The following is a 16,319-nucleotide window of genomic DNA, read 5'->3' as shown; positions in this document are numbered from 1 at the left end:
GCGGAATTACTGTTCTGGATTAAAGTCCAATATTTCCAAGAGTTTTTCTGTGTTACCTTCGAAGGTTAAGAAAAATGGTTGGTTCTCGTCATTAAACAGCATTAAATATGGATCCTCTTGACTAGGTAGAATAATGGTTACTTCATCGACAAGGTCATCAAACCATTTATTTCTTATCATAATAGTTGGTTCTAATGGAATTCTTACCATGTATCCGTTAGAGGGAATAGGATTATATTTCGCATATACGCCTGTTATTCCCTTAAGAAATTTCTCTACTTCTTGCTGTACATCTGCGTTGGTTAGTTGTACAGTTTTTATAACTTTGTCTTGATCTATATCGAATATTTGTATTTGCTGATTTGTTTGAGCAATACCACTTGTTGATAGTAATTGAAAAATAAAGAGAAAAACGAGTACCTTTTTTATCAAATTAACCACCTCTAATGTATTGTTCCCCAATAAAGAAGTTAAACAACTAAATTTTCGAGAATAGTTAATAGTATGTACAGTAGGATGGGGAGAGGTTCTTTTTTGGAATTAAATTGCATATAAGTGAATCTCTATAATGGAAGGAGGAACTTCAAGTGGGGAAACTAACGAGGGCTCAGCAACTAGCTTTGGACTATATTACTAATTATGCAAAGAACCATAAACGTGAAGCTAATGAATTAATAAACCATATACTAAAAATGTCGAATATCCCAAGCACTGTTTTCAGAACAGCAGTTTTAAATTTAAAAAATTATGCACGAATTGGAATCCATTTTCATCCCGATCGGCCAGTTTCAACGATGAAGAATGTTGCAGAAGCACTTCTAGAACAGGGAATATATAAAAGCCAATTCGAAACCCTAATATCAAATGGGAGTGTATCAGCTCTTCCAGGTGGCGAACGTGATCTTTGGGAAAAGCGAATGTTTGGAGGAGCCTATCAAACAGAGGGTACCACCAGTCATCAACGTCCAAAATATGGTGCATTGAATATAATGTTACATTCAGACGGGCCAGCTCCACGTTTTGGCTCATGCTACTTTCTTCTATACCCCAAAGTATCAACTCGCTCTACGTTTACGTACTTAGATTCTCACCAAGAACCTAAGGAAAAGGGGACATATGAAGAGTTTAATTTGATTCTTGCAGCACTCTTAGAGGAGACATTCTCTAGGGAATTTGCAATCGGAGAAAGAGATCTAACACCAACAAAATTAATCGATCATTTATTGGTGAATCTTCAAAAAGGCGTAACAACCGACGAAAAAAAGGAACCAAAACGTAACCTTAATCATTACATAGAAGCCCAAGTCCATGGAGATATTTCACTTAAGGAAGACGTGGAAGTTCTTGTTGCGGACCCTTCTTTTAAAGAGACAAATATCGGAACCACCTTAGAAGAACTATGTCTTAAATATTCGATTGAATTATTGTGGCATAGAGGATTTGTACTTCAGGCAGTTGAAGTTCCTTCTAACTTCAGAGGCCCAACCATGCCTTCACTAGCAGCCCGGATTGCACAAAATAATTGTATCAATGCGGCTATAATTGGTTGTGCCGTCATGGACCTATACCGTAATCCTCAAAATTGGATTGACCGTGGCAGTTTCAGGGAGGTACTTCAGGAATTAAAACTTTTATGGCATGTGCTAGTTAGGTATGGAAAGCCTTATGAGCTATAGATAATCAGGGAAATTGTTTATTTGAAATGAAAGGACCGAGAACTATGACGAATAACATTAAACAGAGAAGAATCATTCTAGATTTAGCAGTTACGTTAGATGGATTTATTGAGGGGAAAAACGGAGAAATAGATTGGTGCATTATGGACCCTGATATGAAATTTACTGATTTCTTAAATCAAATTGATACTATTTTATATGGTAGAAAAAGCTATGATTTATGGGGGCAGTATACTCCGCAAAATGAAGAGTCTGATTCTGAAAAGGAAATTTGGAAATTGGTTCATAGTAAAGAGAAATACGTGTTTTCCCGAACAAAAAAGACGGATGATCAAGCGAAATTTATAAATGAAAAGATTGTTGAAGAAATAAATGAATTGAAGAAAAAACCTGGTAAAGACATCTGGTTATATGGTGGAGCAAATCTCATTACAACATTTATTAATTTAGGACTTGTTGATGAATTTAGGTTATCGATTCACCCAGTTGTATTGGGAGAAGGAAAACCTTTGTTTACTGATCTAAAACATAGGATAAATTTAAAAATGGTTCATACAAGATCGTTTTCATCTGGCGTTGTGCAAATAATCTATCATTTGAATGGAGAATCATAATATCTCTTATTGAAGAATGTAAGAAACGAAAAATAGATATGATTAGGAAGAAATTTAGGGAAAAAGTATAAAGAGAGCCAATTTAACACACTGCTACAAGGGAGGATCATCGAACGGATGGTCTTTTTATTTTTGGACATTGGATACTATGTAGTAATTATGAATGAATGTAACTCGACCAATCCAACCATAACGAATTCAATAATTTGGAGGATGATTATGTGTAAAAAAAATAGGATTGATTCTTGTAATCATGAGTTTTCTTTTCGTACCTGTATCAACTCAGGCAGCTCCATCACTTGATACAGCCGATGTTGACGAATACGTTTCAAATTATGTAGAAAAAAATGGACTGCCTGGTGCAGCCATCGTAATCGTTAAGGATGGGAAAGTGCTATACGAAAAAGGATATGGGCATGATTCTGAAGGCAACCCATTGACAGCAAAGTCCAAAATGGGGATTGCTTCTGGTACTAAGCCATTTACTGCATTTGCTGTTTTACAATTGGTTGATGAAGGGAAAATAAAGCTGGACGACCCAATCGTACAATACCTACCAGAGCTTACATTTGATGACGCAAGATGGAAGCAGGTAACAGTACGACAATTATTAAGTCACACCTCTGGGGTGCCGAACCCGACCATTGTAGCCCCGGCGAATACATTAAAAGAGGGAGTAGAACGTTTCCATGATTGGAAGCTACAATCGGAACCAGGAAAGCAATATGCATACAGTAATGCAAACTACTGGACCTTGGCATTTCTAGTAGAAAAAATAAGCGGATTGACATTTAATGATTATTTAACACAAAGGGTATTCTTACCGCTTGGAATGACCAATTCAATCTCATTAGTAAATTCAGGAGAAATTGAAGAATATGGAATACCTCGTGGATTTGTCACCTTATATGGCACTGCAATACCTTGGACGGAGCTCGAAAAAATGTTCAGCGGTTCGGGAAGTATCTTTACAACAGCTAGTGATATGGGGAAATGGCTCTCAATACATACGAGTGAAGGGAAAAATGAGAATGGGGAGCCTTTATTATCGCAAAAGTTACTAAAAGCATCGTATTCACCACAACCTGGAAGTGAAAAATATGGGCTTGGTTGGTCGATTAGCTCACCCAGTATTAAACCAGCACGTATATCACATAGCGGATCCATATCTACTTTCCAATCTCAACAAGATATCGTGCCGAGTAGTGGCTACGCAGTTGCTGTATTACTTAATAGTTTCACAACTACTTTCGAACACTCGTATGAGATAAGTTCTGGTATCATACAATTGACGGAAGGACATGCACCAGTTTTAAAAGCCCCAACACCTAAAATCATTGATTATTCACTGGGTGTGCTGACACTCGTTTATTTGATTTTAGGAATTAGAGGAATTCTAAGAAGTAAAAAATGGTCAGAAAAGCGTAATAAACATGGAGCATGGCGATTCTATTTCCGGTTGATTCCTCAATTGATACCTGTTGTAGGAATTGGCTGGTTATTATTTATTGTCCCAACTTTAAAGTATAACAGTTCCACGATTATGGATGCATTCGGTCTGTTTCCTTCAGGGATGATCTTTTTGGTAATCACTTTTATCATTGGATTGATACTTACAATTTTGAGAATTTACTATCGATTTAGGATACTTAATTGATGATAGCTATATCGCGAACTCGTAAAATGATAAATGATATATGAGAAAGAGCCTAAACTGATATCACAAAATTTGAGAAATGATAAAAGGTTTACCGCAATACTTATATACATGGAGTATCGAAAATCTTTTTATGAAAGAAGAAATTAAAACAAAGGACGACCCCTGATGGTCGTCTTTTTATGTGGGAATTTTCAATCGTATTTTTGGAATATTATGTTAGTATGGAAGAGTGATTGATTTTTTAAAAGGGGAGAAATAACTTAATGTCAATTCATATTAAACAATGTAACCTAGAAGACTTACAGACACTTCAAGAAATTAGTTGTGAAACATTTAATGAGACGTTTAAGGATCAAAATTCACCCGAAAATATGAATGCTTATTTGGAAAAGGCCTTTAACCTAAAACAATTGGAACAAGAATTATCCAACATGTCATCGCAATTCTATTTTGTCTATTTTCAAAATGAACTCGCTGGATACTTGAAGGTCAATACTAATGATGCTCAGTCGGAAGAAATGGGGAATGACTCACTTGAAATCGAGCGGATTTATATAAAGAACAAATTTCAAAAACACGGTCTGGGTAAATATCTATATAGTAAAGCGATTGAAATTACGCAGGAAACGAATAAAAAGAAAATATGGCTAGGCGTTTGGGAAAAGAATGAAAATGCGATTGCTTTTTATAAGAAATTAGGGTTTGTTCAAACTGGCGCTCACTCTTTTTACATGGGTGATGAGGAACAAACGGACTATATTATGACAAAAACACTCATGTAGTGGGGTCAGCGAAGTGAGATGAGATACATAAAAAGAAAAATTGGGCAATGAGTATATAAAAAACTTTGGGAGTGTGGAAATGATGACTAATAAAATAAGTGGTTCTAAAAATATTCCTTATAGATTAATAGAACAAAGTGATGAAACAGATCGTTTAGTTATTGTCTTACCAGGGGCTGGTTACACAACACAAGCTCCATTGTTACACTTTACAACAGGGGTATTTTACTCGAAAGGCTTTGATGTATTACACATTAACTATCAATTTAGCAGGCAAGAAATGGCTGCTCTAAATGAAAAGGATTTCGCAAATGATGTACAACAAACAATTGAAAACGCAACCAAGGGCAAAAAATACAGTAAATATTATGTTGTGGCAAAATCAATAGGTACGATTGCGTTGAGCAATTTGCAGGATCATCCAACGTTAAAAGAAGCAAAACTAGTGTGGTTGACGCCATTACTACAAAGAAGCGACGTATTTAATGCAATGGTTAGAAGTGAAAATAAAGGACTGTGTATGATTGGAGATAAGGATAGTTGTTACATTGAAGAACGCTTTAAAAAATTGAAAAACAACCAAAATCTTATATTAAATGTAGTGGAAGGTGGAAATCACAGTTTAGAGCTTGATAACGAACCAATTAAATCTATAGAAATATTAAAAAATATCATTTCCACAATAAATGATTTTTAAAAAATTACCTCATCTTTGCGAGTAATGTGGGTGGATAAACGAAGAAGTAATTAAAATGTCTTGAAATATATTAATCAAACTACAAAAAGATTAAAACGATAAGCTGGTTGTGGGTGGAATTGCTGGCATAGCAATTTGTAGTAGTTTTGACGGGAATGAAGTATTTTCAGGCTATGCTGTAATGTTAGGAATGATAGTATAATTATTAAGTGCGGTTTTTTTCAATAAAACTTAATACACCGAGATAAAAAATAGTTTTACAGATCGGATTTCGATCAAAGAGTTTTCCTACTAGAGAGGGGGGCAAAATGGCATCTATTGTATACTCAGTTCTATTAGTTGTTAGTTTTATATTTTTAGTACTGAAAAAGAGTGAAGCAGAATCCTATTTTCCGTTGAAAATAATTGGATACTTTATATTAGGTTCATTTGCTTTTAATTTCAATCAAATTCCACTTCCTCTAGGGTTTATCGTGTACCTGATATTTTTTCGACCTTCGTTAAACATAGATATAAAACGATTGGCAGCTATATTCGGTGTACTCTCATTTATCCTGGTCCATTGGATATTGCCAATTGCCAATCAAGAATGGCAAAGCCGCCCACTATTTATCGAACATAAACTTGGTTCAGTGTATACGATGAACTTTAAAAATGAATATGAACTTATTAAGCAAAAATTAAAGCTAGAGAACCAAAATTTCAGGCTTGAGGATTTTAGAGTAGAGTATCTTAAAGATGGTAGGATCACAGACTTAAGCTGGCAGCTACCCAGACAAAATGGCAATAGTTTTGTCCTTTATCAAATTCGATACGATATTAATAAGAGTAGGTATCAAGTTACGAATAGTAAGCTTGATACCTGGCTCCAATACAATCGATTGATTGATGCTGAACATTTCTTTGAAAATTTGGATGTTCTTGATATTAAAGATATTACTCATTTAAAGGGTGACTTTTCCTCCTATGTGATCCGAAGTACAGGAGAACGAACGAATTTTGCAGTAGAAAACGGCACTCATTATTTCTTATTAAATGGAGAAATACAAGTATTAGATGATGAAAGGTTACCAGTTGAAGCCTATTATATCTCAACATTTGCAATGAAGAAAACGGGAGAAAAAAGAGATGATCAAGGAAATCTAAGAGAAGAAAGTTTCGAAGGTACCATCTCATCTGATTATCTATTTGATGTAAAGTTTCGTGAGGAATGATAAAAACTAGAAGACGCATAAGGGGAGCTATATATGGCAAAGGGGTTACTTCATCATATTGAAATATATGTTTCAGATTTAAGTAGGACAGTAGACTTTTGGGGATGGTTTCTAGAAGAATTAGGATACTCATCTTTTCAAGACTGGGAAAATGGACGAAGCTGGAAAATGGATGAGACATACATAGTTTTTGTCCAAGCTGAGGACAGATTTTTAGATATTCCGTATCATCGATGCCGAGTAGGACTTAATCATCTGGCATTTCATGCAAGTTCACGGGAGCACATAGATGAAATGACAAACAAATTAAAAGAAAAAGGAATAACTATTCTTTATCCTGAAAATCACCCTTTAGCTGGAGGAAAGGATCACTATGCTGTTTATTTTGAAGATCCTGACCGAATTAAGGTAGAACTTGTGGCTCCAAGATAGTGATTTAAACAAGGTGTATTGTTTCAAGAGGATATACTCTAAAAATGGAATAGTAAGCAGGAATAGTGTAAGCAATGTCGAAGTAGTAATATGACAACATCCGGTAACATTCCATAAGGAGGCATAAGACAGTGGATAAATTATGGATCAACTCTTCAAAATAATAAATTTTTGAGGAGGAAAAATGAATGACGATAATTTTTAAGAATAATAAAAATATAAATAGAGAACAAGTTGAACGTTTATATAATGATGTAGAATGGTATGCTTATACACAAGATTTAGATGTTCTTCAACAGGCAATTGAACAATCGTTAGAAGTAGTATCTGCTTGGGATGGCGAAGATTTAGTTGGATTAATTCGTATAATTGGGGATGGATTAACAATTATCTACATTCAAGATATTCTGGTGTTAAATGCTTATCAAAATCGAGGAATAGCTACTCAATTGGTACAACAGATTCTGGAGAAATATAAAAGTGTTCGTCAAAAAGTATTATTAACTGAAGAAGCTCCAGATGTAAGACATTTTTATGAGAAAAATGGTTTCCAATCTTGCGATAAGGGATCTTTAGTGGCATTTGCTAAGTTAAATTAGGTGATTAATTCAGAGATTTGTATAATCTTGTATACAAATAAAATACAATTAAACGTTGCATCATATTTTGGTGCAGCGTTTTTTCCTTTCAGAAGGAGGTGCTTTTAATATAAAAAAATACTCACTTTTATTTATATCAAGTATTTGTGGGGGAAGGATAACTATAGAAGAAAAAAGGCTACTGTTTAAATGATTTTACATCATTTTTTTAGAAAAAAGCCTTTTATATGATTGGAGGAAAGACATGAAAAATGAAGATTGTGATTTAAAAAAACCAAATGGTGTAAAGGAAAAGAAACTGGAAGTAATTGATGGATACACAATAAAGTATCATGCAAACGGAAAAACAATATGGTCAAAGGGTAAAATGAATGAAGATACGCCTGAAGGCTATTGGGAATGGTATCGTTCAGATGGAACAATAAAGCGTTCAGGGTATTTTGAAAAAGGTGATCCAGTTGGTGAATGGGTCACCTATGATAGCAAAGGTGAAAAATACAAAACCACCAATCGTAATAAAAAATAAAAAAGTAAATTATGTTCTTTTTTCATAGTTATCTTGCTGTTAATTTGAATAGCCTAAAACAGTTAAAGGGTAGGTTTCTTTAAGAAGATATCACAACTAATCTTGCGATAAGGGTTTTTTGGTTGCATTTGCTAAGATGAATTAGGGGATTATTAAAGATAGTTAGCGTTGCATCATAAAATGGTGCAACGTTTTTTAGATTGTTTACCAACAATGAAGGGTTAATTGCATTTTTATGTACTCTCCCTACTTTAATTATAACATTTATAAAACCTTTATTATAGACTTTTTCTTTACATATACTACTGCTACAATCAATAGACATGAAAAGTAAGGAGAGATGTTGTATGAGTTCATTGGTTCTCGATTTTCAGGAAATGAATAAAACACAGTTTATGCTCGTTGGTGGAAAAGGTTTTAATTTAGGTGAATTATCAAAAATGGAAGGAATACAAGTGCCAGAAGGGTTTTGTGTCTCCACTGTGGCATATCAACAGATCATTGAGCAAAACAATAAATACCGGGTTTTGTTAGAGAAACTTGCAAAACTTGAAATTGATGATCGAGATCAAATTGCTGAAGTTAGCAGGAAAATTCGCCAAGTTATCATGGAAGTCGAGATTCCACTCAATCTTGTAGAAGATGTTACTCATTATCTCTCTAAGCATGGAGATGAACATGCTTATGCAGTACGTTCTAGTGCGACTGCTGAAGATTTACCACATGCCTCTTTTGCAGGTCAACAAGACACTTATTTAAATGTCATTGGCAAAGATGCAATCCTGCATTATATCAGCAAGTGTTGGGCCTCTTTATTTACCACTCGTGCAGTTATCTACCGAATGCAAAACGGATTTGACCACAGCCAGGTGAGACTAGCAGTGATCATACAACGAATGGTTTTCCCTCAAGCATCCGGAATATTATTTACCGCTGACCCCATAACTTTTAACCGTAAGATACTTTCAATTGATGCCAGTTTTGGCCTTGGAGATGCTCTGGTTTCAGGATTGGTTTCTGCGGATTGTTATAAAGTAAAGGATGAAAAAATCGTTGATAAGATGATTGCAACGAAGAAAGTGTCCTGCAATGTCTTAAACGGAGGCGGAACAGAGATTCAGCAAATCGATCCAGAAAAGCAAAAAGCACAAACACTTACTGATCAACAGATTTTACAACTAGCGCGCATTGGACGAAGGATTGAAGCTTATTTTGGAAGTCCACAAGATATTGAGTGGTGTATAGTTGAGAATACCTTTTATATCTTGCAAAGTCGTCCAATCACTACTTTATATCCGATCCCTAGTTCAAATGATGAGGAAAATCATGTCTATATATCTGTTGGTCATCAACAAATGATGACCGACCCGATTAAACCATTGGGATTGTCTTTTTTTCTATTAACGACTTTTGCCCCAATGCGTGTAGCTGGTGGAAGATTGTTTGTTGATATCACACATCAACTTGCAACTCCTGTAAGTAGAAACAATTTATTAAATGCGATGGGTCAACACGATCCGCTCATGAAAGACGCAATTATGACCATTATTGAGCGTGGCGATTTTATCAAAACGTTGCCAGATGATAATCATGCACCGAGTCCCACTAAAGGCAAATCAGATAGGCACGCACAAGTTGGAAACAATCCTTCCATCGTTTCTGATTTGATTATGCGCAGACAAACATCCATAGAAGAGTTAAAACAAAACATCCAAACGAAATCAGGATCAGATTTATTTGATTTTATTTTAAGTGATATTGATGAATTAAAGAAACTTTTATTCGACCCACAAAGTTCATCTGTATTTATGACTGCTATACATGCATCATCATGGATCAATGCTAAAATGAACGAGTGGTTAGGTGAAAAAAACGTAGCAGACACACTTTCTCGATCGGTACAAAACAACATTACTTCGGAAATGGGTTTGGCATTAATGGATGTTGCAGATGTGATTCGCCCTTATCCAGAAGTAGTTGAATATTTACAACATGTAAAAGATAATCACTTTATGGATGAACTGGAAAGGTTTGATGGTGGACAGAAAGCTAGAGAAGCTATCTATGCTTTTCTCAACAAATACGGTATGCGATGTGCCGGAGAAATTGATATTACGAAGACAAGGTGGACTGAAAAGCCACTTACAATAGTCCCTATGATTCTAAGTAATATCAAAAACTTTGAAGCTAAAGCTGGCAAGCGGAGATTTGAAAAAGGGCAACAGGAAGCCCTAAAAAAAGAACAAGAATTAGTAGAACGATTGAAGCAATTACCGGATGGTGAACAAAAGGTTAAAGAAACAAAACGAATGATCGACCTAATTCGTAATTTTATTGGTTATCGGGAATATCCAAAATATTTTATGGTAAATCGTTATTTCATATATAAGCAAGCTCTAATGAAAGAAGCAAAACAACTTGTGCAAAAGGGTGTCATTTATGAAGAAGAAGATATCTACTACCTCAGTTTTGAAGAACTACAAGAGGTTGTACGCACGAATACACTAGATTACCAAATCATCAGCAAGCGAAAGGGTGAGTACAAATTATATGAAAAGCTAACACCACCTCGTGTTATTACATCTGATGGTGAAATCATAGCAGGGAAGTACAAACGAGAGAATCTGCCAGCTAAGGCAATTATCGGTTTACCAGTATCTGCAGGTGTAATAGAAGGTCGCGCTCGTGTCATTCTTAATATGGAAGATGCCAATTTAGAAGATGGAGATATATTAGTCACAGCTTTTACGGACCCTAGCTGGACACCTTTGTTTGTATCCATCAAAGGCCTAGTAACTGAAGTCGGTGGGTTGATGACACATGGAGCCGTTATTGCACGAGAATACGGATTACCAGCAGTGGTAGGAGTTGAGAATGCTACTAATAGAATTAAAGATGGGCAACGAATTCGCGTGCATGGAACAGAGGGATATATCGAAATACTATAATCGTTTTAGTTGAATTTTGCAGCACACATACAACTTTATACAATCAAACGGCCGATTTTCCAATGTGGAAATCGGTTTTTTTTGACTATGTTTTCACAAATTTTTTTCTAATCCATTGTTAGACCAACCCTTACCCTAACACCTGTTTCCTAGAGAAATAGGAAACGTATCGCAGTACTAGAATGACTTTCCGTAGAATAATTAGAAAAGTTATCCATCCTCATTTAGGTATAAAAAGTTAAAGTATATAACATTCCTTCTCTATTATTATGTAGGATTATCATTTTGTTAAAGCTAAATTATAAAAGGAACAGTTCATCGAAAAAGTAGGAAGCTATTCCTAGTTTAAATATGAAATTAGGAATAAATATAGGAATCATTGGTAGTCGACTCGTTTTTATTACTGAGGTTATAATGTTAGTACTTCACATAAGACTTCAATGGAAAAATGCTGATTAATGAATGGTGTTTTTTCTATTGGCCCGACAATCGAAGGGAGTTAATAAATGGAACTGTTTGCTAAAAGGATCATTATAATCTCAATATTAATTATGTTAATTTCAATATTTGATTTTTTGGATAATACAATCATAAGTATATTACATCTTGAAGATGAGGGAATATTTGAATTAATGGTGGATTTTTTCAGCCCTATATTAGAAGTTTCGTTAATGTTTTGGGCTTTGTTAACAGGTAAGAAAATTATTAGTAAAACACAAGAGGAAGAAGAACAGTATAAACGTTTAGTCCAATTATCTCCTGAAGCTATCATAATTCATGATAAAGGGGAAATCCTCTTTATTAATGAAAGTGGTGCAAACTTACTTGGTTCGAATTCAACAAATGAACTAATCAATCGGGACATAAGTGAGTTTGTTCATCAGGATTCAAAAGAACTCATAATAAATCTAAAAAAGCACTTAGATCAATTCCCCAATAGTGAATTTAATGAGCAAGTGAAAATAAAGAGAGTGGATGGGGCCGTAGTGGATTTAGAATTTAAATCGACTATGATTGATTTTAAAGGACATTTGGCACGAGAACTAATAGCAAGAGATATAACGATACAGAAGAGCGAAATTGAAAATGTAACGCGATTAGCATATGAAGATGCATTAACGGGTTTACCTAATCGAAGAGCCTTCATGGATCAACTCACCCGATTGTTAAAGTCTTCTGAAAAAGAGAATAAAATGTTTGGGGTAATGTTTATTGACTTGGATGGCTTTAAGCAAGTGAATGACACCCTTGGTCACGATGGAGGGGATATCCTTTTAAAACAAGTTAGTGATTATTTTAAGAAATGTGTAGCAGATAAAGGTATTGTGGCAAGGTTAGCTGGAGACGAGTTTATGGTCTTGCTGGATAGTGCAAATCAAGAAGAGAGTACATTGGTTGCAAATCGTATCATTGAGAGTTTCAATTCTCCAATCATTATACTTGGAAAAAGAGTTAGAGTCACATCAAGTATAGGAATAGCCCTATATCCACAACACGGTCTAAATGCTACCGAATTAATTAACCGTGCTGATATGGCTATGTACCAGGCAAAACAACAAGGGAAAAATAAATATCAACTATATAATCCATATAGTTTAAATGAGATTGATTTGTATTGAAAAACAAACCATACGCTACATCAGCGTATGGTTTTAATAATGTATATTTCCGAAGAAAAAGAGGTGTTTCTTACGCCTGAAACTTTTTGTTGTCAATTGAAATAATTTGTTCGTTTGCATGTTTTGCGATTTCTTTTGTTTCTTCAACTAGTTGTGAAATATGAAGACAACTTTGTTGCGCCCCTTTGACTAGGAGTGGAACACCTATCGAGTTAATTCCTAGTCCTCTCGAGAAAAAACCGCCCATTGTCATCGCAAAAGGGACAACGGGTGAAGTATTCGAAAAAATAATTTCCTCATTAGTATTATAGCGATTTACGATGATCTCACTGAAGTGATAAAGAGAAGGGAGGACGAGTTTTGATGAACGTCTTCCAAGTGTATACACACGATTCCCCTCATCATCTTCACCATGGAAAATGAATTTTCCTGCATCTTTTTTCTTAAGTTTGTTAAAATAAGGGACTGCTAATATCTCATCTTTTTCTAAAATCCTCGTAGGGTCATTGAAGATTTTAAGATGATAAGCAGCTGCTAGCGATGTGGAATGGGTACCACCGAAATCATGATAAATAAATAGCATATAATATCACCCTATTTTTCTGTTTGTCTGTAAGCTTTTATTTGGGTTTTTAAAGAGGCATAAACCCCGACAGCTGCATTACCATAGAAAAAGCCCATAAATATTCCCTCCAAAAGGTGATGGCGATGAGCGAAAAAAATCGAAATAATTAAGCCGATCACATTTGCAACAGTAGGAATAAAAGCCTTACGAATTGGTAGAAGCCACTTACAAATTTGAGTCAAGATAACGACTAATGGTACTGAAATAAGAGCATCCCAAACGTTTGTATGGATAGTAGGAAAGTTCTCCAATATCTAATTGCACCTCTTTTATAATGAACATTTCTTGATACTATTGATAGCGTTGAAAAAATGAGGGGAAAATTCCCCTAGCCTAGTCTACTTCTTTTTTTCCTTTTCTTTCTTATCGTCTTCTTCATCACCCACTTTTAATTTGATATTCTTTTCACTGTTTTTATCATTTTGAGTGTGAATCTTTGATTTATTATCGGATTCTTCTTTGGGCGGAGCACATCCAATAAGCAATAGAACTGTAATAATCACATTAATAAAAAGTAAAAATTTCTTTTTCATGATAATTCCCCCAGAGGATATTAAATAGGTTTAATCAAATCCTATTAAATACAGTATCCAAAAGAAGAATAAATAAACTTCAGTATGAAAAAATCAGGTGTGAAGAAAAATAAGTTGAATTCTTTAACGTTTATGAAAGAGGGAGGTCGGTTAACCACCGTATTGTATTAAGGAAATATAGATTGCGTTTCCTTTTTTTGGAGTTTGCGAATTGTTTCATACTGACAATCTATGAAAAAGCATACGCATTTCATTTTTACGTATGTCTTTATCGCATTTTTAATAAAAAAAAATACATAAATGGATACTAATTACATTTTTGGCCTCTTTTAATATCATTTTTACCTTTTTTTGGATGTCATGAATGGAATCATATTGCCAATCTATGAAAAAGCATACGCAATTCTATTTTGCGTATGTTTTTGTCGAACTTTTATTAATAAACCATATGCAAATAGATATTAATAACACTTTTGGTCTCTTTTAATATTTTGTGAAAGACATCATACTGCGCATCTATCTAAAAGCATACGTAAACCATTTTAAGTGAGTGGAAAAAAGAAACTTTTTATTTAGTTATTCGTATAGATAGTAATGAATATTTGAAAGGAGTCTATATGGAATCAATATTATTATTTTCAGTTATTATAGGATTGGCTTCAACACTTATCCTCTTTCCATTTTTAAGAAATACGAACACGAAGGAAAAGGAGAAAAAGGCTAAACCCCAAACTGGCCTTCTCGTGTTAAGCTCGGTTTTATTTACCACTCTTATATTTCTTTATTTCTATTTGACGAATCTTGATCGTAATTTTTCTTCAGTTTGGCTATTAGCCCTTCTTGTTACCGCTGCTGGCGCATTCTTTGCAACCGGGATTGAAAGAGTTGTAAAGGGAGCATTATTTGTAGGCAGTCTTCTCTTTTGTATTTATTTAGGAACGGCTTTCCTCATTAATGCGGATGAGAAATATGAAATTGCCAGCATGGCGCAGGAAACGGAGATTGAAGTGTTTGATGAAACAAAAACACCGGCAAGTGTGCCACCACAGTTTGCGCGAAATAAAATGAAAAAGGCCTTTGGTCAAGTTCCAGATACAAGTTATTATGAGTTAGGAAACTTGCAAATCCAAAAGGTAAACAACAAGTATGTGTATATAGCGCCTATCGAATTTTCGGGCTTTTTCAAGTGGTGGAAAGGGGATACGACACCTGGATACTTCACGATTAGTGCTACGGATTCTACTGATAATCCAAAGTTTGTGAAGACAGAAATGTCTTATACGCCATCTTCTTATTTTCATAAAAATCTTGAACGCCATATGCGAATGAAATATCCAAATATGATCTTTTATGGGGAACCTCAATTGGAAATCGACGAGGAAGGGAAGCCCTTTTATATTCGCTCATATGGGGAATTTATTTCGGCACGAAATGGTTTTGAAGTAGAAGGAATCGTCCTCGTAGACCCAGCTTCAGGTAAAACAGACATGTATGCTTTAGCTGATGTTCCTTCATTTATTGATGGAGCTGTGTCTCCAGAAGTGGTTAGCTTGCAAAATAGCTATTATGGAAATTATGTGAATGGTTTTTGGAACAGCAAGTTTGGAAAATCTGACGTAAAACTTCCATCAGATGAGGGGACGGAAGCAAATGTAAGTCCGATTTTTGATGAAAATGGGGATATGTATTATTTCACTGATTTTACTAGTCCGAAAGAAGGCGTTGACTCGATGCTTGGTTACTCCCTCACGAATTCAAGAACGGGAGAGGCCACTTATTATACGGGTAACTTACAAGAATCATATATGGATTCACAAGGTGCTCTTCAAATTATTGAAAAGAAATTCATAGAAAAGAAATGGGACGGTGAAATGCCTATTCTCTATAACTTTTATGGAGAGGCAAGCTGGTTAACTCCAGTACTGGATGCGAATGGATTTTTACAGAACTATTTTATCGTTTCAGCTGCTAATCCGGAAATTTCCGTGTACGGTAATACGCCAAATGAAGCGTTAAAGCTGTATAAAACAGCCTTACAACGTGGCGGAGGAACGGTTGACGGAACATCGGAAGCAGCAGAAAAACAAGTGAGCGGGAAAGTTGTCCGGGTTTATAAGGAAAAGGGAGAAAATGCTACGATTGTTTACTTTTTATTAGATAATAACAAAAGTTACGTGATCTCATCTGAAAATAGCCCAAAGGCGATCTATTTACAGGCAGATGATACCGTGAATGTGACATACCTTGATACAGGTGAAGACTTTTTACCAGCAAAAACTCTTGTGATACAAGGATTAAATTAATATTGATGTGAAAATAGTGTCGGTCATTGATGGCCGGCGCTTTTTGTTGTTTGTGCTTCTAGAAGGATTAATGCATTTTTTGTTGAAATTA

The 16,319-nt window shown here is 35.0% G+C and carries 16 protein-coding genes; 12 read left to right on the top strand and 4 right to left on the bottom strand.

Features of this window, described 5'->3' with window-relative positions:
* Positions 1 to 6: 6 nt before the first annotated feature.
* Complete coding sequence (locus AC6CHV_RS03985) at positions 7 to 432, bottom strand: hypothetical protein (RefSeq protein ID WP_498078155.1); 426 nt, start codon at positions 430 to 432, stop codon at positions 7 to 9.
* A 155-nt stretch (positions 433 to 587) separates the two neighbouring features.
* Between AC6CHV_RS03985 and AC6CHV_RS03980 the strand changes: the two genes are divergently transcribed.
* From AC6CHV_RS03980 to AC6CHV_RS03930, 11 genes are all read left to right on the top strand, one after another.
* On the top strand, positions 588 to 1,676 hold the full coding sequence (locus AC6CHV_RS03980; protein WP_498078154.1) for a DUF3626 domain-containing protein: 1,089 nt from the start codon (positions 588 to 590) through the stop codon (positions 1,674 to 1,676).
* A 44-nt stretch (positions 1,677 to 1,720) separates the two neighbouring features.
* Complete coding sequence (locus tag AC6CHV_RS03975; RefSeq protein WP_498078153.1) at positions 1,721 to 2,290, top strand: dihydrofolate reductase family protein; 570 nt, start codon at positions 1,721 to 1,723, stop codon at positions 2,288 to 2,290.
* 253 nt (positions 2,291 to 2,543) lie between these two features.
* Complete coding sequence (locus AC6CHV_RS03970; protein WP_498078152.1) at positions 2,544 to 3,947, top strand: serine hydrolase; 1,404 nt, start codon at positions 2,544 to 2,546, stop codon at positions 3,945 to 3,947.
* Positions 3,948 to 4,213: 266 nt separating this feature from the next.
* Positions 4,214 to 4,732 carry a spermidine/spermine N(1)-acetyltransferase gene (gene paiA, locus AC6CHV_RS03965; protein ID WP_440272471.1) on the top strand — a complete coding sequence of 173 codons (519 nt, stop codon included), beginning with the start codon at positions 4,214 to 4,216 and terminating at the stop codon, positions 4,730 to 4,732.
* Positions 4,733 to 4,811: 79 nt separating this feature from the next.
* The gene (locus tag AC6CHV_RS03960; protein WP_440272502.1) at positions 4,812 to 5,429 is read left to right on the top strand and encodes an alpha/beta hydrolase; all 618 of its coding nucleotides are present in this window, start codon (positions 4,812 to 4,814) and stop codon (positions 5,427 to 5,429) included.
* A gap of 308 nt (positions 5,430 to 5,737) precedes the next feature.
* A complete protein-coding gene (locus AC6CHV_RS03955) occupies positions 5,738 to 6,643 on the top strand; it encodes a hypothetical protein (protein WP_440272472.1) in 906 nt (301 codons plus the stop codon).
* A gap of 33 nt (positions 6,644 to 6,676) precedes the next feature.
* Complete coding sequence (locus tag AC6CHV_RS03950; RefSeq protein WP_440272473.1) at positions 6,677 to 7,075, top strand: VOC family protein; 399 nt, start codon at positions 6,677 to 6,679, stop codon at positions 7,073 to 7,075.
* 188 nt (positions 7,076 to 7,263) lie between these two features.
* Complete coding sequence (locus AC6CHV_RS03945; RefSeq protein WP_440272474.1) at positions 7,264 to 7,674, top strand: GNAT family N-acetyltransferase; 411 nt, start codon at positions 7,264 to 7,266, stop codon at positions 7,672 to 7,674.
* 244 nt (positions 7,675 to 7,918) lie between these two features.
* A complete protein-coding gene (locus AC6CHV_RS03940) occupies positions 7,919 to 8,200 on the top strand; it encodes a toxin-antitoxin system YwqK family antitoxin (RefSeq protein WP_440272475.1) in 282 nt (93 codons plus the stop codon).
* 347 nt (positions 8,201 to 8,547) lie between these two features.
* Positions 8,548 to 11,148 carry a phosphoenolpyruvate synthase gene (gene ppsA / locus AC6CHV_RS03935; RefSeq protein WP_498078151.1) on the top strand — a complete coding sequence of 867 codons (2,601 nt, stop codon included), beginning with the start codon at positions 8,548 to 8,550 and terminating at the stop codon, positions 11,146 to 11,148.
* A gap of 506 nt (positions 11,149 to 11,654) precedes the next feature.
* The gene (locus tag AC6CHV_RS03930; protein WP_440272477.1) at positions 11,655 to 12,767 is read left to right on the top strand and encodes a diguanylate cyclase domain-containing protein; all 1,113 of its coding nucleotides are present in this window, start codon (positions 11,655 to 11,657) and stop codon (positions 12,765 to 12,767) included.
* Positions 12,768 to 12,837: 70 nt separating this feature from the next.
* Here AC6CHV_RS03930 and AC6CHV_RS03925 read toward each other — a convergent pair whose 3' ends face one another.
* The 3 genes from AC6CHV_RS03925 to AC6CHV_RS03915 form a co-directional block, all read right to left on the bottom strand.
* Positions 12,838 to 13,350 (bottom strand): DUF3189 family protein, encoded by a 513-nt coding sequence (locus AC6CHV_RS03925; protein ID WP_341331230.1) that lies wholly within the window; start codon positions 13,348 to 13,350, stop codon positions 12,838 to 12,840.
* 11 nt (positions 13,351 to 13,361) lie between these two features.
* Complete coding sequence (locus AC6CHV_RS03920) at positions 13,362 to 13,643, bottom strand: hypothetical protein (protein WP_341331231.1); 282 nt, start codon at positions 13,641 to 13,643, stop codon at positions 13,362 to 13,364.
* Between the two features lie 87 nt (positions 13,644 to 13,730).
* Positions 13,731 to 13,925 (bottom strand): hypothetical protein, encoded by a 195-nt coding sequence (locus tag AC6CHV_RS03915; RefSeq protein ID WP_498078150.1) that lies wholly within the window; start codon positions 13,923 to 13,925, stop codon positions 13,731 to 13,733.
* A 617-nt stretch (positions 13,926 to 14,542) separates the two neighbouring features.
* Here AC6CHV_RS03915 and AC6CHV_RS03910 point away from each other — a divergent pair.
* On the top strand, positions 14,543 to 16,228 hold the full coding sequence (locus tag AC6CHV_RS03910) for a hypothetical protein (protein ID WP_498078149.1): 1,686 nt from the start codon (positions 14,543 to 14,545) through the stop codon (positions 16,226 to 16,228).
* The last annotated feature ends 91 nt before the right edge of the window (positions 16,229 to 16,319 follow it).

The organism is Ferdinandcohnia sp. GQ5 (genome assembly GCF_059759275.1).
This window is presented reverse-complemented; position numbering and strand designations above follow the sequence as displayed.

Bases quoted from the DNA above. Each gene is read 5' to 3' on its own strand.
- AC6CHV_RS03975 (WP_498078153.1), top strand. From the start codon at position 1,721: ATGACGAATAACATTAAACAGAGAAGAATCATTCTAGATTTAGCAGTT.
- AC6CHV_RS03970 (WP_498078152.1), top strand. From the start codon at position 2,544: ATGAGTTTTCTTTTCGTACCTGTATCAACTCAGGCAGCTCCATCACTT.
- paiA (WP_440272471.1), top strand. From the start codon at position 4,214: ATGTCAATTCATATTAAACAATGTAACCTAGAAGACTTACAGACACTT.
- AC6CHV_RS03960 (WP_440272502.1), top strand. From the start codon at position 4,812: ATGATGACTAATAAAATAAGTGGTTCTAAAAATATTCCTTATAGATTA.
- AC6CHV_RS03955 (WP_440272472.1), top strand. From the start codon at position 5,738: ATGGCATCTATTGTATACTCAGTTCTATTAGTTGTTAGTTTTATATTT.
- AC6CHV_RS03950 (WP_440272473.1), top strand. From the start codon at position 6,677: ATGGCAAAGGGGTTACTTCATCATATTGAAATATATGTTTCAGATTTA.
- AC6CHV_RS03945 (WP_440272474.1), top strand. From the start codon at position 7,264: ATGACGATAATTTTTAAGAATAATAAAAATATAAATAGAGAACAAGTT.
- AC6CHV_RS03940 (WP_440272475.1), top strand. From the start codon at position 7,919: ATGAAAAATGAAGATTGTGATTTAAAAAAACCAAATGGTGTAAAGGAA.
- ppsA (WP_498078151.1), top strand. From the start codon at position 8,548: ATGAGTTCATTGGTTCTCGATTTTCAGGAAATGAATAAAACACAGTTT.
- AC6CHV_RS03930 (WP_440272477.1), top strand. From the start codon at position 11,655: ATGGAACTGTTTGCTAAAAGGATCATTATAATCTCAATATTAATTATG.
- AC6CHV_RS03925 (WP_341331230.1), bottom strand. From the start codon at position 13,350: ATGCTATTTATTTATCATGATTTCGGTGGTACCCATTCCACATCGCTA.
- AC6CHV_RS03915 (WP_498078150.1), bottom strand. From the start codon at position 13,925: ATGAAAAAGAAATTTTTACTTTTTATTAATGTGATTATTACAGTTCTA.
- AC6CHV_RS03910 (WP_498078149.1), top strand. From the start codon at position 14,543: ATGGAATCAATATTATTATTTTCAGTTATTATAGGATTGGCTTCAACA.